The organism is Streptomyces sp. SID4985 (assembly GCF_009863025.1).
In the GTDB taxonomy this organism is placed as follows: domain Bacteria; phylum Actinomycetota; class Actinomycetes; order Streptomycetales; family Streptomycetaceae; genus Streptomyces.
In genome coordinates this window covers 1-22,919 of sequence record NZ_WWIR01000592.1, presented here as the reverse complement: position 1 = coordinate 22,919, position 22,919 = coordinate 1, and the positions used below count along the sequence as shown (strand labels likewise).

Sequence of the window (22,919 nt, the reverse complement as noted above, 5' to 3'; positions counted from 1 at the left end):
CCCGCGCCTCCGTGACGAGCGCGCCCAGCTCGCGCACCAGCGGCCGCGCGCGGCCCAGCACCAGCCGGCCCAGCGGAGTGGGGCGGCAGCCGGTCCGGTCCCGGGTGAACAGCCGCCCGCCCAGGGCCTGTTCGATGCGCCGCAGCTGCGTGCTCAACGACGGCTGCGCCAGGCCCAGTTCGCGGGCCGCACGGTGCAGGCTGCCCGCGTCGGCGATGGCGCACAGGACGCGCAGATGTCTGACCTCAAGATCCATGCCGGGAGCCTAGGTGTGGGCTGTGAGGCGGCGCCAGAGGTTCAAATGAGGGCGCAGCAGGGCGAGTTGACGGTGATAGCCCCGCGCTATCCCTACTTGCCATCATCCGCCGGGAGTTGCTCTCCCCGAGACTCATGGGCAAGCGATCGTTCACCCCACGGAACGAGCAGGAGCTCCCCATATGAAGCCCTTCCGCACCTCCGCCCTGTCCGCGAAGACCGCCAGAGGCGTCCTCGCCCTCGGGCTCGGTCTGGCCTGCGCCGCCCTCGGCACCGCGGCCCCGGCGCACGCCACCACCGCCGCGCCGCACGCCCGCTTCACCGGGTCGGCCGGAGAGACCGCGCAGAACAAAGCCTTCTTCGAGGCCGTCCTCGCCTCGGTCGCGAAGAAGCAGGCCGCGCACCCGAGCCTGGCGGCGGCGGTCACCGTCTACTACAACGCCTCCCAGGCGCCCAGCTTCAGGTCCCAGATATCGAACGCCGCCTCCATCTGGAACAGCTCCGTCTCCAACGTCAAGCTCCAGGCCACCTCGGGCGGCGCCGACTTCTCCTACTACGAGGGCAGCGACCCGCAGGGCTCGTACGCCTCCACCGACGGCCACGGCCGCGGCTACATCTTCCTCGACTACGCGCAGAACCAGCAGTACGACTCCATACGCGTCACCGCCCACGAGACCGGCCACGTCCTGGGTCTGCCCGACCACTACAGCGGCCCGTGCAGCGAACTGATGTCCGGCGGCGGCCCCGGCCCGTCCTGCACCAACCGCTACCCGAACAGCACCGAGCGCTCCCGCGTGAACCAGCTGTGGGCGGCGGGCCTGGCGAAGGCGCTGGAGAAGGTGAACGCGGCGCGCTGATCCCGGCGCGCGAGGGCACACGGAGCGGCGGCGGTGCTGACACCCGCACCGCCGCCGTCTCCGCTCGGGCCGCTACGCCACCCGGGACTTGGGCGGCCGCTCGATGAGGTTCTGCACGGCCCGGCTCAGGACCAGGACGCCCCCGATGATCAGGAGGGCGCCGCACGCCTCGGGGATCAGCCACCAGCCCGTGCGGATGCGCTCGCCGAACAGGGTGATGCCGAGGGCGAGGCTCACCACCGCGTCGCCGATGGTCAGCGCGGGCTGGGCGGCGGCGAGCGGGCCCGCCTGGAGGGCGTTCTCCAGCAGGAGGACGGCGGCGGTGCCGGCCAGGGCGAAACCGTAGGTCTGCCAGGACGACAGGAACGCCTCGAAGCCCTGGTCCGCGAAGGTGCCCGTGGCCGACTTCAGCAGGGCTGCCGTGAGCGCGTTGGCGATCGCGGACCCCGACGCCAGCAGCGCCGCCCGGCCGGTGGGGGCCCGCTCGTGCCGGGCCAGCAGCACGACCGCCACGATCGCCCCGACGCACAGGACCAGGGCCGGTACCCAGTGGGTCAGCGGCGCCTGGTCGCGGGCTCCGTACGGCGCCGCCGCGGCGAGCATCACCGCGAGCCCCAGTACCACGGCGCCGACGCCCCACCAGCCGTAGGCGGGCAGATGCCGGTGCAGCAGCGGGCCCACCACGAGGAGCGCGAAGGGCAGCTCCAGGATGAACAGCGGCTGCACCAGCGCCAGCGGGCCGTTGACGAGGGCCAGGCTCTGGAAGATCGCGGCGCCGATCACCCCGGCGATGCCGATCAGCCAGGCGGGGCGGCGCACCAGGTCGGCCAGCAGCCGCAGTCCGCGCTTGGAGCTGACCGAGGCCGCCTTGCGCTGGAAGGCGGTGCCCACCGCATTGCTCGCGGCACCGGCGACGGCGAACACCGCGGCAAGTTCGATCACTACCGTCTCCCGCCTGCGGGTCGTCCACGTACCGGAGTCCACGTCCCGGAGGAGCCCGGAGGAGTCTGGAGGTGCTTCGGGCTTCCCCAGCCTACGAAAGCCCACGCCATCGCGCCGCCGGGTCCGGAGTCCGATTCACTCGAACGGGTCATTATCTCCGTGATGTCCCGTCTTCGCCGCATGAAGGGGCGTATGGCGGAGAGACATCCGACATGCACGAATCGACACCCGACAGTCCCCTCCCGGCGCCGCGTGCCGCGCCCGGGTCCGACGTGGTGTTCACGGCCGACTTCGGCTCGGAGAGACAGTGGGTCGCGGGCCACTCCTGGGCCTATCCGAACGGCGGCCCGGTCAACCCGGGCGACGACAAGCTCGACTACCTCGTGGCCGACCCCGCCTACAGCCGCTCGGGCGTCTTCCGGGCCCGGCGCCGTACCGACGGCCGATGGAACACCGGCCTGCTCACCACCGAGGGCAGCCGCGACGGCTTCATGGTCCGCACCGGGGACGTCCTGGAGGCCCGGGTGCGGCTGCCCGTCGAGACCGGCGCGTGGCCCGCCATCTGGACCTGGCGGGACGGCGGCCAGGAGATCGACATCTTCGAGTACCACCCCGACAACCCCGACCTCCTGGAACTCACCAACCACGTACGCGGCAGCAACAGCTACTTCCGCGACCGCGCGATCCGCCCCGCCGCCTGGGTCGACCTGCGCACCGAGTTCGGCGCGAGTTCCGTCGTCTGGTCCGTGAACGGCACGGTGGCCTTCGCCGACCGCCGGGGCACCGGACGCGGCTGGCACGCCTACCTCATCGTCAACCTCTCCGTCTGCGGGGGCCGCTACCACCCGCCGCCCGCACGCGGGACGACCGAGATGTCGTACACCGTCAGCAGCCTCGTCGTACGCCGCCCGGCGGGCCGGGGCGCGGTCGCCGAGCGGGACGACGCGGAGGAGGAGGTGACCCCGGAGGAGGAACAGCCGGTCTGATCCGGTGGAGCGGTGGGGCAGTCAGGGGCGGACGAGCGGCTTGAGGACCTGGCGGTCGGCCATGGCCCGGTAGGCGTCCGGGATCCGGTCGAGGGCGAAGGTCCGGTCGAAGACACGGCCGGGGATGATCGTGCCGTCCAGGACATCGGGCAGCAGCTGTTCGATTCGGCAGGGGTGAGCCCGGTGCGCGGGGGACCGTTGCCCGTGGGGCGCGCGCTGACTAGCCTGTGTTCGTCCCGCCGGTCACTGGTCGGGGTATCGAACAGGGGTGGCGGACCGCCGCGCCCGGAAGCAGGCAAGGAGGCCGTGCATGGGACGCCTCGTGCCCGCCGTGACGCGGGCCCTCGACATCCTGGAGCTGTTCCTGGAGGGGGACGGCACGCTCTCCGCGCCCGACATCGTGCGCCGACTCCAACTCCCGCGCACCACCGTGCACGAGCTGGTGACCACCCTCGCTGCCCGCTCCTACCTGGTGCCGGTGCCCGGGCAGCCCGGCCGGTACCGGCTCGGGGTACGCCCGTACCAACTCGGCAGCCGGTACGCCGAGCAGCTCGACCTCGCCGCCGAGGGCCGGGAGGTGGCCCGCGGCGTCGCCGAGACCTGTGACGAGACGGTCCATGTGGCGCTGTTGGAGGACACCGACGTCATCTACATCGCCAAGGTCGACTCCACGCACGCGGTCCGCATGGTCTCGGCGGCCGGGCGCAGGCTGCCCGCGCACTGCACGGCGGTCGGCAAGATGCTGCTGGCCTCGCTGCCCGAGCGGGAACTGGCCGCCCGCGTCCCCGACGGCGCCGAGCTGACCGCGATGACCCCGGACAGCCTCACCGACCCGGGCCGACTGCGGGACGCCCTCGCGGAGATCCGGCGCCGGGGCGTCGCGGTGGAGCGCCGGGAGTCCAACCCGGACGTGAGCTGCGTGGCCGCCCCGGTCCGCGACCGCACCGGACGCGTGATCGCCGCGCTGTCGATCTCGGTGCCGACGATCCGCTGGAGCGAGGAACGCCGTACGGAACTCGAAGCGCTCGCCGTCAAGGGCGCCGCCGAACTCTCCGAGCGGCTCGGTCACCGGGAGGCCGCGTGAGTAGCTACGAGGTCGCGGTCGAGGCGCAGGCGGAGCTGGGCGAGGGCCCGACCTGGGATCCGGCCGGCGCCCGCCTGCTGTGGGTGGACGTCCTGGCGAGCCGCGTGCACACCTATGACCCCGCCACCGGCCACCGCACGGTCCACGCCACCGGACAGCACGTCGGCGCCGCCAAGCCCCGCGTCCACGGCGGCCTGGTGCTCAACCTCCGCGACGGCGTCGGTCTGCTCGACCCCGACGGCGCCTTCCGCTGGCTCCACCGCGACCCGGTGCCGGGCCGCCGCGCCAACGACGCGGCCGTCGCCCCCGACGGCTCGCTCTGGGCAGGCACCATGCGCTACGACGAGGCCCCCGGCGGCGGCACCCTGACCCGTCTGACCGGCGACGGCATTGCAGAGCCGATCCTCACCGGCGTCACCGTGAGCAACGGCATCGGCTGGAGCCCGGACGGCACGCTGATGTACTACATCGACAGCCCGACCCGGCGTGTCGACGTCTTCGACTACGACGGCGACGCCGTCCGCGACCGGCGCACCCTGGCCGTCATCGAGGACGGCGCGGGTTACCCGGACGGGCTGACCGTCGACGCGTCCGGCTGCGTCTGGGTGGCGCTGTGGGACGGGGGCGCGGTCCGCCGCTACACGCCCTCCGGCGCGCTGGACCGGGAGATCCGGCTCCCGGCCCCGCGCACCACGGCCTGCGCCTTCGGCGGCCCCGGCCTGACCGACCTGTACGTCACCACCGCCCGCGTCGGCCTCACCGAGCCCACGCCCCTGTCGGGGTCGGTGCTGGTGGTGCCGGGCGTGGGAGAGGGGTTGCCGCAGCCGCCGTTCAAGGGGTGAAGTCGCTTACCGCGTACCTCGGTTCACGCCCCCGACCTGCGCTTGTTCCACACGTCGAAGCCGACCGCCAGCAGCAACGCGAGGCCCTTGATGACCTGTTGCCAGTCGGTGCCGACACTCAGCAGGTTCATCCCGTTGTTCAGCACGCCGAGGACGAGCCCGCCGATGATCGCGCCGAGGACGGTGCCGACCCCGCCGCTCATGGAGGCGCCGCCGATGAACGACGAGGCGATGGCCTCCAGTTCGAAGTTGACGCCCGCTTTCGGCGAGGCCGCGTTCAGCCGGGCGGCGACCACCAGACCGGCGAGCGCCGCGAGGACGCCCATGTTCAGGAAGACCAGGAAGGTGACCTTCTTGTCCTTCACCCCGGACAGCTTGGCCGCGGGCAGGTTGCCGCCGATCGCGTACACATGGCGGCCGAAGACCGCGTTGCGCATGAGGTAGCCGTAGCCGACGACCAGGGCGCCGAGGGCGATCAGGATGATCGGGGCGCCCTTGTAGCTGGCGAGCAGCAGGGTCAGGGCGAGGATCGCGGCGACCAGCGCGGTCAGCTTCAGCGCGAAGAGCCTGAGCGGCGGCACCTGGAGCGCGAACTCCCGCTGTCTGCGCCGCCCTTGGACCTCCTGCCAGACCACGGCCACGATCAGCAGCAGGCCCAGCAAGAGGGTCGGATTGTGGTAGTCGGTGTCGGGGCCGAACGCGGGCAGGAAGCCGTTGCCGATCTTCTGGAGACCGTCCGGGAACGGCCCCAGGGTCTGCCCCTTGAGCAGGATCTCCGTCAGCCCCCGGAACAGCAGCATCCCGGCGAGCGTCACGATGAACGACGGGATGCCCAGATAGGCGATCAGATAGCCCTGCACCGCCCCCGCCACCGCGCCCACCAGCAGGCACAGCACCATCGCGAGCGGCCAGGGCACGTCGTTCCGAACGTTCAGCACGGCCAGGAACGCCCCGACGAACGCGGTCAGCGAGCCCACCGACAGATCGATGTGCCCCGAGATGATCACCAGCATCATCCCGATCGCCAGCACCAGGATGTAGCTGTTCTGGAGCACCAGGTTGGACACGTTGCGCGGCAGCAGCAGGTCGCCGTCGGTCCACACCGCGAACAGCGCCACGATCAGGCCGAGCGCGATCACCATCCCGTACTGGCGCATGTTGCGGCGCAGACCGTCCAGCATCAGCCGGAGCACGCCCGGCCCGGCGGGCGGCCCGTCGCGCTCCGGTGGGGCCGGGGCCGTCACGTCCGCGCTCATGGCGTCACCTCTTCGTCTCTGGTCATCATGCGTCTTCGTCTTCGGTCATCAGGCGTCGTCTCTGGTCATCAGGCGCATCAGCGCTTCCTGGGTGGCTTCCGCCCGGGGCACCTCGCCGGTCAGCCGCCCTGCGGCCATGGTGTAGATCCGGTCGCACATGCCGAGCAGTTCGGGCAGCTCGGAGGAGATGAAGACGACCGCCCGGCCCTCCGCCGCGAGCCGCCCGATCACCGTGTAGATCTCGTACTTGGCGCCCACGTCGATGCCCCGCGTCGGCTCGTCCAGGATCAGCACGTCCGGGTCCGCGAAGATCCACTTGCTGAGGACGACCTTCTGCTGGTTGCCGCCCGACAGCCGGCCGACCGGCTCCAGCACGGTCGGCGCCTTGATGTTCATGGCGGTACGGAACCCCTCCGCCGCCCGCCGCTCGGCGTGCTCGTCCACGATCCCGCGCCGGGCCACCTTGCCGAGCGCGGTCAGCGAGACATTGCGGTGCACGGTGTCGATCAGGTTGAGCCCGTAGTGCTTGCGGTCCTCGGTGACATACGCGATCCCGTGCCCCACCGCCTCCGCCACGGTCCGGGTACGGATCTCCCGGCCGTCCTTCAGCACCGTGCCGCCCGCGTACCTGCCGTAGGAGCGGCCGAACACGCTCATCGCCAGCTCGGTGCGGCCCGCGCCCATCAGCCCCGCGATGCCGACGATCTCGCCCCGGCGCACCTCGATGGACACGTCGTCGACCACCTTGCGCTGCCGGTCGATCGGGTGCCGTACGGTCCAGCCGCGCACCTCCAGGGCCGGAGCGGCACCCAACTCTGTCTGGTGCGACGGGCGTTCGGGGAAGCGGTGGTCGAGGTCGCGGCCGACCATGCCCGCGATGATCCGCTCCTCGGTGGTCCCCGGCGCCCGTACGTCCAGGGTCTCCACCGAGCGGCCGTCGCGCAGCACGGTCACCGAGTCGGCGACCCGGCGGATCTCGTTCAGCTTGTGCGAGATCACGATGCAGGTGATGCCCTGGGCCTTCAACTCCAGGATGAGATCGAGGAGTTTGCCGCTGTCCTCGTCGTTCAGGGCAGCCGTCGGCTCGTCCAGGATCAGTAGCCGCACCGACTTCGCCAGCGCCTTCGCGATCTCCACCAACTGCTGCTTGCCGACGCCGATGTCCGCGACCCGGGTCTCCGGATGCTCGTCCAGCCCGACCCGGCGCAGCAACTTCGTGGCGTGCCGCAGGGTTTCCGTCCAGTCGATCAGACCGCGCCGGGCGTGCTCGTTGCCGAGGAACAGGTTCTCCGCGAGGGAGAGATAGGGCACCAGCGCCAGCTCCTGGTGGATGATGACGATGCCCTGCCGCTCGCTGGCCCGGATGTCCCGGAACCGGCATTCCTCACCCTCGAAGCGCACCTCACCTTCGTAACTGCCGTACGGATGAACCCCGGAGAGCACCTTCATCAGGGTCGACTTCCCGGCGCCGTTCTCCCCGCAGATGGCGTGCACCTCGCCGGGGCGGACGGTCAGGGTGACGTCGGACAGGGCGGTGACGCCGGGGAAGGTCTTGACGATCGAGCGCATTTCGAGGACGGGTTCCGCCATGGCCGCGCCTTCCAAGTCGTGGGAGTCGGCCGTCACTTGAGCTGGGACTCGGTGTAGTAGCCGCCGTCGACCAGCACTTCGCGGTAGTTTCCCTTGTCGACGCTGACCGGCTGGAGCAGATAGGCGGGCACGACCTTGGCACCGTTGTCATAGGTCTTGGTGTCGTTGACCTCGGGCTTCTTGCCCTTGAGGGTGGCGTCCACCATGTTCGCGGCGACCTCGGCGAGCTTGCGGGTGTCCTTGTAGACCGTCTGCGTCTGCTCCCCGGCGATGATCGACTTCACCGACGCCAGCTCCGCGTCCTGTCCGGTGACGACCGGCAGCGGCTTGCTCTTCGCGCCGTAGCCGTCCGACTTCAGCGCGGACAGGATGCCGATGGAGATGCCGTCGTACGGGGAGAGCACCGCGTCCACCCGGCCGGAACGGTACGCCGAGGTCAGTACGTCCTCCATGCGGTGCTGGGCGGTGGTGCCGTCCCAGCGCAGCGTGGTGACCTGGTTGAGCGCGGTCTGCCCGGACCTCACCACGAGCTGCTTCTTGTCGATGTACGGCTGGAGCACCTTCATCGCGCCGCCGAAGAAGTACTTGGTGTTGTTGTCGTCGTTGGACCCGGCGAACAACTCGATGGAGAACGGACCCTTCTTGCCGCTGTCCAGCCCCAACTTGTGCGTGATGTACGTGCCTTGCAGCTCTCCGACCTTCTCGTTGTCGAAGGAGGCGTAGTAGTCCACGTTCTTGGTACCGAGGATCAGCCGGTCGTAGGCGATGACCGGGATGTGGGCGTCGGCGGCCTCCTGGAGCACGTTGTTCAGGGACTTGTTGTCGATCGCCGCGATGATCAGACCCTTGACGCCCTGCGTGATCAGGTTCTCGATCTGGGCGACCTGGGTGTCCGGGTCGTCCTCGCCGTACACCAGCTTGGTCTTGTAGCCCTTGGCGTGCAGGTCCTTGACGACGTTGTCGCCGTCCGCGATCCAGCGTTCGGAGGACTTGGTCGGCATGGCGACGCCGATGGTGCCGCCCTTGGCGTCGCCGCCCTTCTCCTCGCTGCCGCCCTCGCCGCTCTGCCCGCAGGCGGTCAGGGTGAGGGCGAGTACGGCGGTCGCGGCGAGGGCGACTCTGCGGGGGCGTGCGGTGTACCGGTCGCGCATGGGGAACCGTCCTTGTTCGTCTCGGCGTTGGGTGTCTCGGCGTTGAGCGGGGTGTGTCCTTCGGGGGCATGCGGTGATGGTGCGGGTGCTACGGATTCACGCGGTCGTGGGGAAGCGGTGCAGGGGGCCGGGGAGTCGGGTGCCGAGCGGGGCCATGCCGTGGTCGGCGCCGTGCCGGGCGAGCAGGTCGAGGACCAGTCGGCCGCGCCGCACCCGCTCCCGTGCGGTGTCCAGGGCGACGCTCCGGAGGTGGGCGCCCCAGGGGTAGATGCCGGGCGCCTTGGACAGGCCGAACTTCAGATACAGCGGGGCGCCGCGCCGGATCAGCTCGGCCACCTCGTACATCCGCACCTGGCCGCCCAGGTCGTCCGGCGCCTCGATGTACATGTCCATGGGAGCGCCGGACACCCGGCGGATCTCGGTGAGATGGGCGAGGGTGAGATCGCCGGGCACGTTGATCGAGTCGGCTCCCAGCCGCTCGAACACCGCGTAGGAGACCGGGTTGACCGGGCCGATCAGCGCGGAGACCTTCAGTGTCGTGTCCGCCGGGAGCACCCCCGACTCCCGCGCCCGGTGCAGGGCCCACAGCACGCCCTCATCGGCCACCAGCAGGCAGCGCACGCCCAGTTCGGTCGCGCGCACCGCATCCTCGACGCAGCCGGCCACCGCGTCGTGGCCCCGGGCGCGCGGGCCGCCGCCGCGCGAGTCGGAGCGCACCGCGCTTCCGGTGTCCCAGGTGCCGCGCGGTCCGGTGAACAGACAGAGCTCGATGCCGCGTTCGCGGGTCGCGTCGGCCATCTCGGTGATCTCGGCGTCCGTGAGCATCCAGACGCCGCTGCCCTGGCTGATCCGGTGCACCGGCACGTCCAGCCGCGCCGCCTCGGCCAGGACGACGGCCAGCGCCTCGGGCCCCTCGCACGACGGGATCTCGGTACGCCAGCTCCCGCCGCCCGGGAAGCGGTGCGGGGAGGCGTCGGCGGGGTCGGGGGCGGGCGCGGCCAGCCCCAGAGCGGCGAGAGCCTGCTCACCGGGCCTGCGGACTGCCGGAGCGGAAAGGTCGGTCACGGGCTGCCTTTCGTGTTCGGTATGCCGGACAGGGTTCGGATCTTCGGGCGGGTGAGCCTCCTGAGGGGCCTTGGCTGCAGGGGCTTATGCGCAGGTCAGGGCAGCAGGAGCACCTTCCCGGGGCCCCTTGCTTCCACCGCCCGCGCGAACTCGGTCAGCGGCAGTTGGTGCGTCACCAGAGGCAGCGGGTCAAGGAGACCGGCGCCGAACAGCCGTACCGCGTGCGCCCACGCGGCCGGGGGCGCCCCGAAGACCGTCCGCACCTCAAGGCGTCGTACGACGAGGTCGGCCGGGTCCAGACCCACGGCGCCCGGTGCCGGGATGCCGGTGAGGACCAGGCGGCCGCCGCGCCGGAGCAGGGTGGAGGCGGTGAACGCTGCTTCGGCGGAGCCCGCGGCCTCGATCACCACGTCGTAGCCGCCGGGAAGGTCCGGACCGCTCACCGCGAAGTCCGTGGCGCCGAACTCCTTTGCCAGCGGCTCGCGTTCGAGGTCGAGCCCCACCGCCAGAAGTTCCCTGGGGGAGACCGCCGCGAGGAACCGCACCGCGAGCATCCCGAGCGTCCCCGTGCCGACCACCGCGACCCGCTCGCCGGGCCGGGCGTCGGCCAGCAGGGCGGCGGCCGCGACGCAGGCGGCGGGCTCAAGGAGGGCGGCCGCGGTGAGGTCGGCGTCGTCGGGCAGGGGGTGCAGCAGCCGGGCGGGCAGGGTGAGGGTGGGGGCCATCGCGCCGGGGTGGGTGAAGCCGGTCTCCTCGTAGCCCGCCTCGCAGAGCGTGGTCTCGCCCGCGTGACAGCGGGCGCACACCTGGCAGTTGCGGAAGCCCTCGCCGACCACCTTGCGACCGACCAGTTGCTCCGGCACCCCGGCGCCCACCGCGCGGACCGTGCCGGACCACTCGTGGCCTGGCACCACGGGATAACGCACGTACGGCGCGGGCCGGTTGCCCCGGTACAGCTCGCGGTCGCTGCCGCAGACGCCGACCGCGTGCACGGCGACCAGCGCCTCGCCGGGGCCGGGGTCGCGGGGTGTGTGCGGCTCCAGTCGGCAGGTGCCCGGCGCCTCGACCACCACCTGGACGTTCACCGCGTCCCCTTCGGCCGACGCTGCTCCCAGCCCTCGGCCCACAGGTCGAACCGGGCTTGCTGCTGCGGGAATTCGGCCGCCGCGTCGGTGTCCAGCTCGACGCCGAGGCCGGGGGCGTCGGAGAGGTGGAAGTAGCCGTCGACCACCTCGGGGGCACCCTTGACCACCGTCTTGATCTCCGCGTCCGCGAAGTCGTTGAAGTGCTCCAGGATCTTGAAGTTCGGTGTGCTGAAGCCGACTTGGAGCGAGGCGGCGGTGAGGACCGAGCCGCCCACGTTGTGCGGGGCGAGCAGCATGTAGTGGGTCTCGGCGGTCGCGGCCAGTTTGCGGGTCTCCCAGATGCCGCCGATGTGGCCGACGTCCGGCTGGAGGATGTCCGCCGCCTGGCTCTCGAACAGCTCCCGGAACTCGATCCGGTCGTGCATCCGTTCCCCGGTGGCGACCGGGACGTCCACCTTGGCGGCCACCTTCTCCAGCGCCTTCAGGTTCTCCGGCGGCACCGGCTCCTCCAGCCAGGCGGGGTCGAAGGGCGCCAGTTCGCGGGCGAGGCGGATCGCGGTGGCGGGGGAGAAGCGGCCGTGCATCTCCAGCATCAGCTCGGTGTCCGGCCCGATCGCGTCCCGTACGGCCTCGATCAGGGAGACGGCGTACCGGGTGCGCTCGTGGTCCAGCTCGAAGTGGCCGGTGCCGAACGGGTCGATCTTCAGCGCCCGGTAGCCCCGCGCCATGACGGCGCGGGCCGCCGCGTGATACGCCTCCGGGGTGCGCTCGGTGGTGTACCAGCCGTTGGCGTACGCCTTGACCCGGTCGGTGACCTTGCCGCCGAGCAACTGCCACACCGGTACGCCTAGCGCCTTGCCCTTGATGTCCCAGCAGGCCATCTCGACCACCGCGATCCCGGACATCACGATCTCCCCGGCCCGGCCGAAGTCGCCGTACTTCATCCGGCGGACCAGGTCCTCCACGGCGAACGGGTCCGAGCCCGCGATGTGGTTGGCCTCGGCCTCCCGCAGATAGCCGATCAGGGCGTCGGTGTGGCCGAGCATCCGGGTCTCCCCGACGCCGGTGAGCCCCTCGTCCGTGTGGACCTGCACATAGGTCAGATTCCGCCATGGTGTGCCGACCACATGGGTGCTGATTCCGGTGATACGCACGCCCGCCCACCCCTCGGTGTTCGAAATTTCGTCATGCGTTCGAAATGCTGGCGTGACAGTAGGGAGGCGGTGTGGGGGGTGTCAATGGGGCGGACACGGATCGGTCGGGGCGCGAGCCGCTCGGTCACGGCAAGCGCCGCTCCCGAGCAGCCGGGGGCAGGAACCGCTGACGTACTAGTCCCGCTCCTTGTACCGCTCGCGCGCCAGCTCGCGCACGTCGCCGATCGTGCTCCACTCGTTCCCGCCCAGCCTGGCCAGGGGGCGCAGCAGGCCGATGTCGGGGCGGCCGTCCGTCAGCGTGTCCTCGTCGACAACCACGTGCACGACCCGGCCGAACACCACCGTCGAGTCGCCCAGACCCAGTGTCGCGTGCAGCACGCACTCGATCGCCACCGGCGAGTCGGCCACGCGCGGCGGGCGCACCTTCAGCGAGGGCTCGCGCGTGATGCCCACGGCGTCGAACTCGCCCTCGTCGCGCGGGAAGTCGGTCGCGGTCGCGTTGATCTCGGCGAGCAGCGGCTCCGAGGCGAGGTTGACGACGAACTCCCCGGTGGCCTCAACGTTGTGCAGCGAGTCCTTCCGCCCGACGGAGGTGAACTGCACGATCGGCGGATCGGTGGAGGCGACCGTGAAGAAGGAGTGCGGAGCGAGGTTCGCCGTCCTGCCGTCCGCCGAGAGGGTCGAGACCCAGGCGATGGGCCGGGGGACGACCACGGCGGTGAGCAGGTGGTAGAACGAGCGCCGGTCCATGGACTCGGGGGAGTAGTCGACACGCATGACAGCACAGTAGGCCGGGTCGGTTGCGTTCGCGCAGGCGGGCGGCGGTGTCAGTCCACCGGCCAGGTGTGCACCGGGGCGTTGAGATGCATGTAATCGATGTATGTCTCGGTCATCCGCCGCAGCGCCTCGTGACGGCCCGCCTCGGAGGTGGCGTCGAAGCGGTGGAACACCTCCTTCTGCCACACCGCCCCGTTGCGCGCCGTGACACAGCGCTGCTCGATGATCCCGAGCAGCGGCTCCCGCCATGCCGCGTCCATGCCGGACAGCTCAAGGCCCCGGTGCGCCAGCGGCAGCAGCCGTCGTAGGACCAGTTCGGGTACGGGGACCTCGCCCATGCCCGGCCAGTACAGCAGCGCGTCGATGCCGTTGCGGGCCGCCGTGTGCAGGTTCTCCTCGGCCGCCGCGAAGGACATCCGTGACCACACCGGCCGGTCCTCCTCCACCAGGGCGCGGGTCAGGCCGTAGTAGAACGCGCCGTTGGCGAGGGTGTCCGCGACCGTCGGGCCCGCGGGCAGCACCCGGTTCTCGATGCGGACGTGCGGCTTGTCGTGGGCGACCGCGTAGACCGGGCGGTTCCAGCGGTAGATCGTGCCGTTGTGCAGGGTCAGCTCGCCCAGTTCGGGGATGTCGCCCCGGTCCAGCGTCTCGCCGGGGTCCTGCTCGTCGCAGAGCGGGAGCAGGGCCGGGAAGTAGCGCAGGTTCTCCTCGAACAGGTCGAAGACGCTGTTGATCCACCGCTCCCCGAACCACACCCGGGGCCGCACCCCCTGGACCTTGATCTCCTCAGGGCGGGTGTCGGTGGCCTGCTCGAACAGCGGGACACGGGTCTCGTGCCACAGCTCCCGGCCGAACAGGAAGGGGGAGTTGGCCGCCAGCCCCACCTGCACCCCGGCGATCGCCTGCGCCGCGTTCCAGTACGGCGCGAACTCCTCGGGCGAGACCTGGAGATGGAACTGGGTGCTGGTGCACGCCGCCTCCGGGGTGATCGTGTCCGCCCAGGCGCGAAGGCGGTCCACCCCGTCCACCTCCAGGCGCAGGTCCTCGCCCCGGGCCGCGAACACCATGTCGTTGAGCAGCCGGTAGCGCGGGTTCTCCGAGAGCGACTTCTCCCCGACGTCCTCCTGCCGCAGCGTGGGCAGGATGCCGATCATCACCAGCCGCGCGCCCACCGACCGGGCCCGCTCCTCGGCGTGGTTGAGCGCGCCGCGGATCTCCGCCTCCCAGGCGTCCGGACCGCCCGAGGTCAGTCCGCGCGGCGGCACGTTGATCTCCAGGTTGAACCGGCCCAGCTCGGTCGACCAGGCGGGGTCCGCGATCGCCTCCAGCACGTCGATGTTGCGCATCGCCGGTTCCGCGCCGGAGTCCACCAGGTTCAGCTCGATCTCCAGACCGACCCGCGGTCGCTCGGACTCGAAGCGCGACTCGCGGAGCATCTGCGCGAAGGCGTCCAGACACTCCTGCATCTTGGTCCGGTACCGGCGGCGGTCCTCGCGGGTGAAGACGAGCGCCGGGACGTCGCGTCCCATCGGCCCTCCTGGATTCCCTCCTCGGACACCTGTTCCACCCCAGCGTCGCACCACCCGGGCCGCCCCACCACGCGGACCGGAGCGGGCGGTGAGTGGCCCCGGCCCGCTGCGGCGAGTGGCCCCCGGCCCCGCCATGGTGCGCACCCCCGGTCCGCTACTCCGGCTCCAGCGCCCGGGCCACCAGCAGCGCCACGTCGTCGTGGTCGTCCGGGTGCCGCAGCCCGTACAGCAGCAGGTCGCAGGTCTCCTCCAGGGGACGGGCGGGCTCGTCGAGGAAGGTCAGCAGCGTCCGGAGCCGGTCGTCGATGGCGTGCTGCCGGGTCTCGACCAGCCCGTCGGTGTACAGCACCAGCAGATCGCCGGGTGCCAGTTCGACCGTGGTCGCCTCGAAGGGCACCCCGCCGACCCCGAGAGGCGCGGCGGTCGGCAGGTCCACGAACCGGGCCGGTTCGCCGGGCCGGGCCAGGGCGGGCGGCAGATGACCGGCGTTGGCGATGGTGCACCGCCCGGTGGCAGGGTCGTACACCGCGTAGAGGCAGGTGACGATGTAGTGCTCCAGATCGCAGGTGATCTTGTCCAGGTGGCGCAGGATCGACTCCGGCGGCAGATCCAGGTCCGCGTAGGCGCAGGTCGCGGTGCGCAGTCGGCCCATGGTGGCGGCCGCGTCGATGCCGTTGCCCATCACGTCGCCCACCACCAGCGCCGTCTTGCCGTCCTCCAGCGGGATCACGTCGTACCAGTCGCCGCCGACCTCGCTCGTGGACTGCGCGGGCTGGTAGCGGGAGGCCAGCTCCAGGCCCGTGTGCCGGGGGGAGTGGTCGGGCAGCAGGCTGCGCTGGAGGGTGAGCGCGGTGTTACGCACGCTCTGGAACCAGCGCGCGTTGTCGATCGCCACCGCCGCCCGCCCCGCGATCTCCGCCGCCAGCACCACGTCGTCCTCATCGAACGGCAGCGGATTACGGGTCCGCTTCAGGTCCAGCGCGCCCAGCACCTCGCCGTGCGCGATCAGCGGCACGGCCAGATACGAGTGCACCCCGGCCTGCGCCAGCAGCTCCCCGGCCGCCGCGTCCCGCGCGATGCGCGGCAGGTCCTCGGGGCCGACCCGGGCCACCAGCACCGGACGCCCGGTGTGCACGCACAGCGTCACCAGCCGGTCGCCCTCGTACGCCGCGAGGTCCCCGGGCGGGTCGGCGGCCCCCAGCGCCTCCGTGGAATGGTCCGCCTTCAGCGCGAGCGCCCGGAACAGCTCGGGCCCCTCGTCGGGACGGCTCGTACGACGGCAGGCCAGCGCCGAGTCCAGCACGTCCACCGCCACCACGTCCGCCAGCTCGGGGGCCGCCACCTCGGCCAGCTCGTCGGCGGTCTGCTGCACCTCCAGCGTGGTGCCGATCCGGGCCGAGGCGTCCGCGATCAGCGCCAGCCGCCTGCGCGCCCGGTCCGCCTCCCCGGCCGCCCGGTGCCGCTCGGTCACGTCCACCACCGAGGCGGCCGCGCCCAGCACCCGCCCACGCGGGTCCTCCAGGCGGTAGAACGACAGCGACCAGGCGTGCTCGTGCTCGGGATCGCCCGGCAGCCGCCCCACGTGGTACTGGTCGAGCAGCGGCAGCCCGCTCGCGAGCACCTGGCGCAGCGCGGACTCCACCGTGGCCACGTCCGGGAACGGCATCGTGTCCCGCAGCCGCCGCCCGATGTGTTCCGAGGCCGGCATCCCGTCGATCCGCTCCAGCGCCGGATTGACCAGGAGGTAGCGCAGATCCGGGTCGAGCAGGGCGAGCCCGATGGGGGACTGGTTCACCAGCCGTTCGCACAGCGCCAGATCGGTCTCCACGCGCTGGAGCACCGTGTGGTCGGCGGCGATGCCCAGGGCGTAGACCTCGCCCACGTCGTTCAGCAGCCGCATGGTGCGGAACTCGGTCAGCCGGCTGGAGCCGTCCTTGTGCCGCACCGGGAAGGTGCCCGCCCAGCCCCGGCCCGTCCGCAGCACCTCGGTGAACAGGTTCACGGCGGCCTTCAGCTGGGACGGGTCGATGAGCAGCCGCGCGGCGTACTGGCCGAGCGCCTCCTCCGCGCTGTAGCCGAACAGGTCCTCGGCCTGCGGGGACCAGAAGACGATCCGCCCCGAGGGCTCCAGCGCCACCGCGGCCACGCTCAGCATGTCCAGCAGTCCGGCCGTCGGCCGCGGCTGCTCGGAGCGGTGCCCGTCGTCCGCCAGGAAGGAGTCCACTGCCATCCCGCCACCTCCACCGCCGGTACGAGCGCCGTACCTCCATGCTGCCTCCGGCGCGGGGGCGCGCGCACCGCAGGAGGGGGAGCGGTCAGTTCTTGCCGTCGCCGGGGGGCTCTTCGCCGGGGTCCTCCTGGCCCGTGTCGGCCCGGCCCGTCTCCTCCTGGTCCGCGTCGACCTGGTCCGTGGTGGGCTCGTCCTCGTCGTGCAGCGTCAGCCAGTGGTGCTCGCAGAACCAGCGCCCGAACAGCGCGCCGCCGTACACGACGAACCCGACCCCGATCAGCCAGGACGACACCACGAGCACGGTGCCGACCGCGCCGTAGCTCAGCGCGTTGGTGACGATCAGTGGGGTGAAGACCAGCGTGGAGAAGGCCCGCAGGCCCGCGAGTCCGACCACGGTGGCGAGCGCGCCCGGCAGCAGGAGGTACCAGCGGACCTGGCCGCCGAGCAGGAACCACGGGCCCCACCAGAAGAACAGCACCGTGGTGAGCGTGGTGAGCGCGATCCGGGGGGAGCCGTGCAGCGACGACTTCGTCTGCACCTCCTGGTACAGATACGCCATCAGCACCGCCAGCCAGGTCGCCTGCCGCCAGACCCGGTGCCAGGGACCGGCCGGGAGCCCCCACACGCGCTCGAAGGCGTTCTGGACGCTGCCGCCGAAGGACACGCCGAACAGCGCGAGCATGAGGATGCTCCACGCGCTGGTGGTGCCGATGACCTCACGCGGGGGGCTGAACACGTCCGTCAGCACCTGCGCCGACGTGCCGGAGAGCCCCATGCCGTCCGACAGCCACGAGGCGAAACCGCCCCGCACCAGCGGATCGGCCGCCGCGACCACGATGAGCAGCGGGGCGAGCGTGACCAGGGAGAGCGTGGCGAAGCCCATCGCGCGGTGCATCAGCTCCAGCTCGCGGCCACGCCGGAGCAGGGCGGGCAGCTCGACCCACTCCCAGACGCGGTGGAGGCCGCGCCGCCACTGGCTCACGCTCTCGACTCCCCTGCACACCGCACGCGGACCGACTCCGTCTCCTGCTCCGATCATCCGCCCCGGTGGCACGGGACGCCCGGCCGCGGGGCCCTTGAGCGGGCCAGAGTGGTGAACGGGTGTGTCGTACGGGTCATGGGCGTGTCGTACGGGTAGGGGGGCGGATCCGAGCCGGGGCGGTTGCGGGGGTCAGGCGGGCGGCTCGGCCGGACCGTCGGCGGCTTCCTCGGCCGCCTCGTCCGGCGGATACGTGATGCGGCCGTCCTCGACGTGCGCGTGGCGGTCCAGGGCGGCCGGTTTCGTCGACGTGGCCGACATGATGTGGTCGACGTCGGCGCCCGCGACGAGCAGCGCGTCCGTGATCAGCCTCCGGTGGCAGCGCCAGGGCACCGCCTCGCTGCACATGATGGCGGGCTTGCCGTGCTCGGCCAGCTCCAGCAGCTCGGCGAGGCCCTCGTGGAACTCGTCGGTGGCCATGTGGTCGGCGTAGTCGCGGAACGCCTTGACCCGCCAGGCCCCGTTGGGGGTCGGCACGTCCTTGGGCGTGTACCGCCGACCGCCCAGCTTGGGGATCCAGCGGTACTCGATGTCGTCCGGCAGGGCCTCGACGATGGCGTCCTGGTTCCACTGCGGGAACTTGCGCGAGGACGGGAAGGAGCGCACATCCACCAGATGGGTGATGCCGTTCTCGCGCAGCATCGTCACCACGTCGTCGAAGTCACGCGTGGAGTGCCCCACCGTGCAGACGCGGTTCCGTTCACCGCCCTCGCGCCGTGCCTCGGCCTTGCGTTTGCCGGGCAAGCCGGGCCGTCAGACCTGTACGGGCCGCACGTGGACGCGGCCGCTGACGACCTTGACCTCCCAGTCCGGCTCGTGCACCGAGGCCGGACCCCGGACCGCCGCGCCGTCGTCCAGGCGGAACTCGCTGCCGTGCCACGGACACTGCACACACCCGTCGTCGGTGACCTTGCCCTCGTGGAGGGGGCCGCCCGCGTGGGTGCAGGTGTCCGAGAGCGCGTACACCTTGCCGTTGTGCCGTACGACGACGACCGGCACGCCGTCCGCGTCGCACCGCACGAGCTTGTTCTCGCTCAGGTCGGCCAGCGGCGCGACCTCGGTCCACTTCGAGGCGGGCTCCTGGAACGCGGTGTGGCTGACGCCGACGCCGTCGACGAACGACAGATGGCCGCCGAGGTAGGCGGCACCGGCCGCGATGCCCAGGCCCAGCAGGCTCAGGGCGGCACCCGCGCGGTGGTGGCCCGCGTGGCGCACCAGCCAGGAACTGGCCTGCACCACGGTCGCGGCGGAGTTGCCCACCGCGTGCACCAGACCGACCCGTTGCTGCGGGCCGTAGGTGTCGGCCCAGTCGGACGCGCCGGTCGCCGCGGCGGGCACCGTCGCGAGCAGCCCGAAGCCGATGAGGCGCCGCGCGGCGGTGGCACCGGACTGTCCGGCCGTCAGGTCCAGCACGGAGGCCATGCTCCACGCGCCGATGGGCAGGTCGGTGAGCATGGGGTGCAGCGCGTGGCCGAACCATGTGCCGGACAGCGCGTCCTTGACCGGGGCGCTGCGCGTCACGCGCCCCACCAGGCCGGCGGCCTTGCTCGCCGGGCCGTCGAGAACCTGCAGGTTCCCGATCTCGTTGATGGCGTCCTCGACCAGCTTTGGCATGACAGTCGCTCCTCGTCGCGGCGGGCGGACATCGGGCGGGCGGACATGACGAGCGGCCTCCCGGGCGCTTCCGCCTCATGCTCCCACCGCCCGGGTACCCCGGCCACCGGAGCATGTGCGCGGCGGGGAGGGGGAGTTCGGGCGGGGGAAGCGAGCAGGGGACGCGGGTTCCGGTACGGGGCACGGGTCGTACGGGCTCAGTCCCGCCCCCCCACGCCCTCGTCCCACTCCCACGCCTCAGTCCCGCTGCCACGCCTCCGGGCCGCCGCCCCGCCACTCGACCCAGGCACCGGCCTCGACGTCCGACGCCTCCACGTCCTCCATCCCCGCCCGGCGCAGGAACTCGGCCACGTCCAGCAGCGTGTACGCCATCCCCACGAACCGGTCGCCGACGCGCACCCGGCGTCCCCCGTCCTCGGCGGGCGGGTACACGACTACGGGGGGTGGGGCGGCCATGTCCCCAGCGTGGCCCGGGAGGCGGGCGGCCGCACGCGCGGCTACTCCACGGCGGGATCCTCCTGGCTGCACCGCACCGCCGTCTTGACCGCCTCCTCCAGGCGGTCGCGGTCCTCGCCCGTCGCCGTCGCGTACGTGGTGATCGCGTCCTGTACGGCGTCGTAGACCGCGCGCCAGCGCTGCCGCTGCGCGTCGTACTCGGCGCCGGTGAGACCGGCCAGCCGGGCCCGCTCGATCTCGGCGGAACGCTCCAGCGCGATCAGGCTGTCGGGGATGTCTGCCACGAGGGGATCGTAAGCCGGAGGCGGGCGGCTCGCGCCCCGGAAGCCGAGGAGTTCCTCCGGGCCGTGGCACATGGTCGTGGCACACAGTCGTGCGCATTTATCCGTAGTCGGAAGGCATATATCCGTAGCCGGTGGCCCGATGGATGGGTCCGGGATCTTTCTTTCACCTGATCGGGTGATTGACCAATCCGCCGGACCGTCGGGACCGGATTCCCCGTGTGAGGGATGAGGAGAAGGACGAGCGAGGGCCGCGAGGTCCGTACCCGATGGGCGGGCCGGTCGCGGGGTGTGCCGTGCCGACGGCGACCGGACGTGCGGCGGCGGGCGTCCGTCCGCCGACGCGTCCGGCGGCCGTGGACGGCGCGGTACGGGACCGGGGTGCGGCTCCGGTCCGGCGGTGCGGCATTTCCGCCGTGCCGCCCCGGCGACGGCGGCCCTCGGGGTGGCTCCGGTGCGAGAGCGGCGTGCCGGGGCCGCGCTCGTCCTTCTCTTCCTCGTCGGGCTCGTCGGGCTCGTCGGGCTCGTCGGGCTCGTCGGGATCTTCGGGATCTTCGGGATCTTCGGGCTGAGTCTCCGGCGCCCTCCACGTCTTTCCGTCGCCCTTCGAGAGGACCGATCCATGCGTCACACCGCCGTCGTCGGCAGCGGCGTCGCCGGGCTCACCGCCGCCCATGTGCTGGCCCGCTCGCACCGCGTGACCCTCTACGAGGCCGACGCCCGTCTCGGCGGCCACGCGCACACGCACGACCTCGCCCGGCCGGGCGGTGGCCCTCCGTTGCGGGTGGACTCCGGCTTCATCGTGCACAACCGCCGCACCTATCCGCATCTGCTCCGCCTCTTCCGTGAACTCGGCGTCGCCACGCAGGAGTCGGAGATGAGCATGTCCGTGCACTGCGAGGGCTGCGGTCTGGAGTACGCCGGGGCGCGCGGCCCGCGCGGACTGTTCGCCCGGCCGTCCCACGCGCTGCGCGGCCGGTATCTGCGGATGCTCGCGGAGATCCCGGCCTTCCACCGGGCGGCCCGCGGCCTTCTCGCCCACGACGACGGAGACGAACCCGCGCTCACCCTGGGTCAGTTCCTCGACCGAGCGGGCTTCTCCCCTTATTTCCGCGCCCACTTCATGACCCCGCTGGTCTCGGCCGTCTGGTCCTGCGACGCGCAGACCGCCCAACGCTACCCGGCCGCCTATCTGTTCAGGTTCCTCGACCACCACGGAATGCTCTCCGTGACCGGCTCCCCGGTGTGGCGGACCGTCACCGGCGGTTCCCGCACCTACGTCGACCGGATCGCGGCCCGGCTGCACGAGGTCCGTGCCGCCACTCCCGTACGCACCGTGCTGCGGCACACGGACGGCGCCGAGGTGATCACCGAGGACGGCGGTACGGCCGCGTACGACCACGTGGTCGTCGCCGTCCACCCCGACCAGGCGCTGCGGCTCCTCGGTGACGCCACTCCGCGCGAGAAGGAGGTCCTCGGCGCCTTCCGCTACTCCCGCAATCCCACCCTGCTGCACACCGACGCCACGCTGCTGCCCCGTGCCCCGGCCGCCCGCGCCTCCTGGAACTACCTGATGCCCGCCTGCGACGCGGGCGCGGAGCGGGTGCGGGTCAGCTACGACATGAACCGCCTCCAGCGCCTGGACACGACCGAGCCCCACATCGTCACTCTCGACGGCGGGGACCGGGTGGCCCCGGACCGGGTGCTGGCCCGGATGACGTACGAACACCCGGTGTACACGCCGGAGTCGGTCGCCGCCCAGCGGCGACTGCCCGAACTCTCCACCGGCGTAACGGTGTTCGCGGGTGCCTACCACGGCTGGGGGTTCCACGAGGACGGCTGTCGCAGCGGAGTGGAGGCGGCGGCCGCGCTGGGGGTGCGCTGGTGACCCTGCCCGACGTGCCCGCGCTGTACCCCTGCACGATCCACCATGTGCGCAGGGCGCCCTTCCGGTACGCCCTGCGCCACCGCACGTACCTGTGGCTGGTCGACCTCGATCGGATGCCACAACTCCCCTTGCTCACCAGGTCGTTGGCGCGCTTTTGGGCCCGTGACCACTTCACCGGTGACGCCCCGACGATCCGTACCGCGCTCGACGGCTTCCTCGCCGGGCACGGCATCGACCTGGCGGGCGGCCCGGTCGTGATGCTCACCCATGCCCGCGTCCTCGGCCACGTCTTCAACCCGCTGACCCTGTACTGGTGTCACGGCCCCGACGGCACCCCGCGCTGTGTGGTTGCCGAGGTCCACAACACCTACGGCGGGCGCCACGCCTACCTGTTGCATCCCGGCCCGGATCAAGTCGCCGCCACGGACAAGGAGTTCTACGTCTCGCCGTTCTTCCCGGTGGACGGCCGCTACGAGATGCGGCTGCCGCTGCCCGGCGAACGCCTCCATCTGTCCCTGCGCCTGGACCGGCCCGGCGCCCCGCCCTTCACCGCCACGGTCCACGGCACCCGGCGGGCCGCCACCCCGGCCGCGCTGCTGCGCCTGGCCCTGCGCCACCCCTGGTCCACCCTCGCGGTCTCGGCCGCCATCCGCTTCCACGGCATCCGCCTGTTCCTGCGCGGCCTGCCGGTACGGCCCCGCCCCGGCAGCCACCACCGTCACCCGGAGATCCCCACATGACGACAGCCGACCACCGCCCCGATACGCGCGCCCGCATCCCGCGGGCCCGGGGCAGCCACGCCCGGACCACCGAGGGCGTGGACCCGGCCCGCTGGCCC

Annotated in this window: 22 protein-coding genes and 1 pseudogene; 6 read left to right on the top strand and 17 right to left on the bottom strand. The window is 71.9% G+C overall.

Going from position 1 to position 22,919, the window contains the following annotated elements:
- The coding region (locus tag GTW40_RS25595) for a LysR family transcriptional regulator (RefSeq protein WP_161182526.1) at positions 1-256 on the bottom strand (256 nt) is incomplete at its 3' end.
- 181 nt (positions 257-437) lie between these two features.
- On the opposite strand from GTW40_RS25595, the gene snpA reads away from it, so the two are divergent.
- Positions 438-1,112, top strand: coding sequence for a snapalysin (gene snpA, locus GTW40_RS25590; protein ID WP_161182525.1), 675 nt, complete (start codon positions 438-440; stop codon positions 1,110-1,112).
- 72 nt (positions 1,113-1,184) lie between these two features.
- Here the strand turns inward: snpA and GTW40_RS25585 are convergent, their stop codons facing one another.
- Positions 1,185-2,054, bottom strand: coding sequence for a DMT family transporter (locus GTW40_RS25585; RefSeq protein WP_161182524.1), 870 nt, complete (start codon positions 2,052-2,054; stop codon positions 1,185-1,187).
- A gap of 212 nt (positions 2,055-2,266) precedes the next feature.
- On the opposite strand from GTW40_RS25585, the gene GTW40_RS25580 reads away from it, so the two are divergent.
- Positions 2,267-3,040 carry a family 16 glycosylhydrolase gene (locus GTW40_RS25580; protein ID WP_161182523.1) on the top strand — a complete coding sequence of 258 codons (774 nt, stop codon included), beginning with the start codon at positions 2,267-2,269 and terminating at the stop codon, positions 3,038-3,040.
- 21 nt (positions 3,041-3,061) lie between these two features.
- Here the strand turns inward: GTW40_RS25580 and GTW40_RS33340 are convergent.
- Positions 3,062-3,235, bottom strand: a pseudogene (locus GTW40_RS33340) (IMP dehydrogenase); the annotation flags it as partial.
- 115 nt (positions 3,236-3,350) lie between these two features.
- Here GTW40_RS33340 and GTW40_RS25570 point away from each other — a divergent pair.
- Both GTW40_RS25570 and GTW40_RS25565 read left to right on the top strand, forming a co-directional pair.
- Positions 3,351-4,124, top strand: a complete 774-nt coding sequence (locus tag GTW40_RS25570) for an IclR family transcriptional regulator (RefSeq protein ID WP_161182522.1) — start codon at positions 3,351-3,353, stop codon at positions 4,122-4,124.
- Positions 4,121-4,966, top strand: coding sequence for an SMP-30/gluconolactonase/LRE family protein (locus tag GTW40_RS25565; protein ID WP_161182521.1), 846 nt, complete (start codon positions 4,121-4,123; stop codon positions 4,964-4,966). Before GTW40_RS25570 ends, GTW40_RS25565 begins: the two co-directional genes overlap by 4 nt.
- Positions 4,967-4,989: 23 nt before the next feature.
- Here the strand turns inward: GTW40_RS25565 and mmsB are convergent, their stop codons facing one another.
- The 14 genes from mmsB to GTW40_RS25495 form a co-directional block, all read right to left on the bottom strand.
- Positions 4,990-6,222: a multiple monosaccharide ABC transporter permease gene (mmsB, locus tag GTW40_RS25560; RefSeq protein ID WP_161182520.1), complete on the bottom strand. Its 1,233-nt coding sequence runs from the start codon at positions 6,220-6,222 to the stop codon at positions 4,990-4,992.
- A gap of 48 nt (positions 6,223-6,270) precedes the next feature.
- Positions 6,271-7,812, bottom strand: coding sequence for a multiple monosaccharide ABC transporter ATP-binding protein (mmsA, locus tag GTW40_RS25555; protein WP_161182519.1), 1,542 nt, complete (start codon positions 7,810-7,812; stop codon positions 6,271-6,273).
- Between the two features lie 32 nt (positions 7,813-7,844).
- On the bottom strand, positions 7,845-8,963 hold the full coding sequence (chvE, locus tag GTW40_RS25550) for a multiple monosaccharide ABC transporter substrate-binding protein (RefSeq protein WP_161182518.1): 1,119 nt from the start codon (positions 8,961-8,963) through the stop codon (positions 7,845-7,847).
- Between the two features lie 96 nt (positions 8,964-9,059).
- Entirely contained in the window at positions 9,060-10,028 is a 969-nt protein-coding gene (locus GTW40_RS25545; protein ID WP_161182517.1) for a hypothetical protein, read from the bottom strand.
- Positions 10,029-10,123: 95 nt separating this feature from the next.
- Positions 10,124-11,113, bottom strand: a complete 990-nt coding sequence (locus tag GTW40_RS25540) for an alcohol dehydrogenase catalytic domain-containing protein (protein ID WP_161182516.1) — start codon at positions 11,111-11,113, stop codon at positions 10,124-10,126.
- Positions 11,110-12,267: a mandelate racemase/muconate lactonizing enzyme family protein gene (locus GTW40_RS25535; protein WP_161182515.1), complete on the bottom strand. Its 1,158-nt coding sequence runs from the start codon at positions 12,265-12,267 to the stop codon at positions 11,110-11,112. Before GTW40_RS25535 ends, GTW40_RS25540 begins: the two co-directional genes overlap by 4 nt.
- A 174-nt stretch (positions 12,268-12,441) precedes the next feature.
- Positions 12,442-13,044, bottom strand: a complete 603-nt coding sequence (locus GTW40_RS25530) for a flavin reductase family protein (protein WP_161182514.1) — start codon at positions 13,042-13,044, stop codon at positions 12,442-12,444.
- A 50-nt stretch (positions 13,045-13,094) separates the two neighbouring features.
- A complete protein-coding gene (locus tag GTW40_RS25525) occupies positions 13,095-14,573 on the bottom strand; it encodes a glutamate--cysteine ligase (RefSeq protein WP_161182513.1) in 1,479 nt (492 codons plus the stop codon).
- Between the two features lie 154 nt (positions 14,574-14,727).
- Entirely contained in the window at positions 14,728-16,803 is a 2,076-nt protein-coding gene (locus tag GTW40_RS25520) for a SpoIIE family protein phosphatase (protein ID WP_161182512.1), read from the bottom strand.
- A gap of 85 nt (positions 16,804-16,888) precedes the next feature.
- Positions 16,889-17,785: a ribonuclease BN gene (locus GTW40_RS25515; protein WP_161182511.1), complete on the bottom strand. Its 897-nt coding sequence runs from the start codon at positions 17,783-17,785 to the stop codon at positions 16,889-16,891.
- Positions 17,786-17,974: 189 nt separating this feature from the next.
- Complete coding sequence (locus tag GTW40_RS25510) at positions 17,975-18,586, bottom strand: DUF488 domain-containing protein (protein WP_272919038.1); 612 nt, start codon at positions 18,584-18,586, stop codon at positions 17,975-17,977.
- A gap of 9 nt (positions 18,587-18,595) precedes the next feature.
- Entirely contained in the window at positions 18,596-19,456 is an 861-nt protein-coding gene (locus GTW40_RS25505) for a Rieske 2Fe-2S domain-containing protein (protein ID WP_161182510.1), read from the bottom strand.
- Positions 19,457-19,693: 237 nt separating this feature from the next.
- The gene (locus GTW40_RS25500; protein ID WP_161182509.1) at positions 19,694-19,912 is read right to left on the bottom strand and encodes a hypothetical protein; all 219 of its coding nucleotides are present in this window, start codon (positions 19,910-19,912) and stop codon (positions 19,694-19,696) included.
- A 41-nt stretch (positions 19,913-19,953) separates the two neighbouring features.
- Entirely contained in the window at positions 19,954-20,196 is a 243-nt protein-coding gene (locus GTW40_RS25495) for a hypothetical protein (RefSeq protein ID WP_343245786.1), read from the bottom strand.
- 619 nt (positions 20,197-20,815) lie between these two features.
- Between GTW40_RS25495 and GTW40_RS25490 the strand changes: the two genes are divergently transcribed.
- Both GTW40_RS25490 and GTW40_RS25485 read left to right on the top strand, forming a co-directional pair.
- Positions 20,816-22,081: an FAD-dependent oxidoreductase gene (locus GTW40_RS25490; RefSeq protein ID WP_161182508.1), complete on the top strand. Its 1,266-nt coding sequence runs from the start codon at positions 20,816-20,818 to the stop codon at positions 22,079-22,081.
- Positions 22,078-22,821, top strand: a complete 744-nt coding sequence (locus GTW40_RS25485) for a DUF1365 domain-containing protein (RefSeq protein WP_161182507.1) — start codon at positions 22,078-22,080, stop codon at positions 22,819-22,821. Before GTW40_RS25490 ends, GTW40_RS25485 begins: the two co-directional genes overlap by 4 nt.
- Positions 22,822-22,919: the final 98 nt, after the last annotated feature.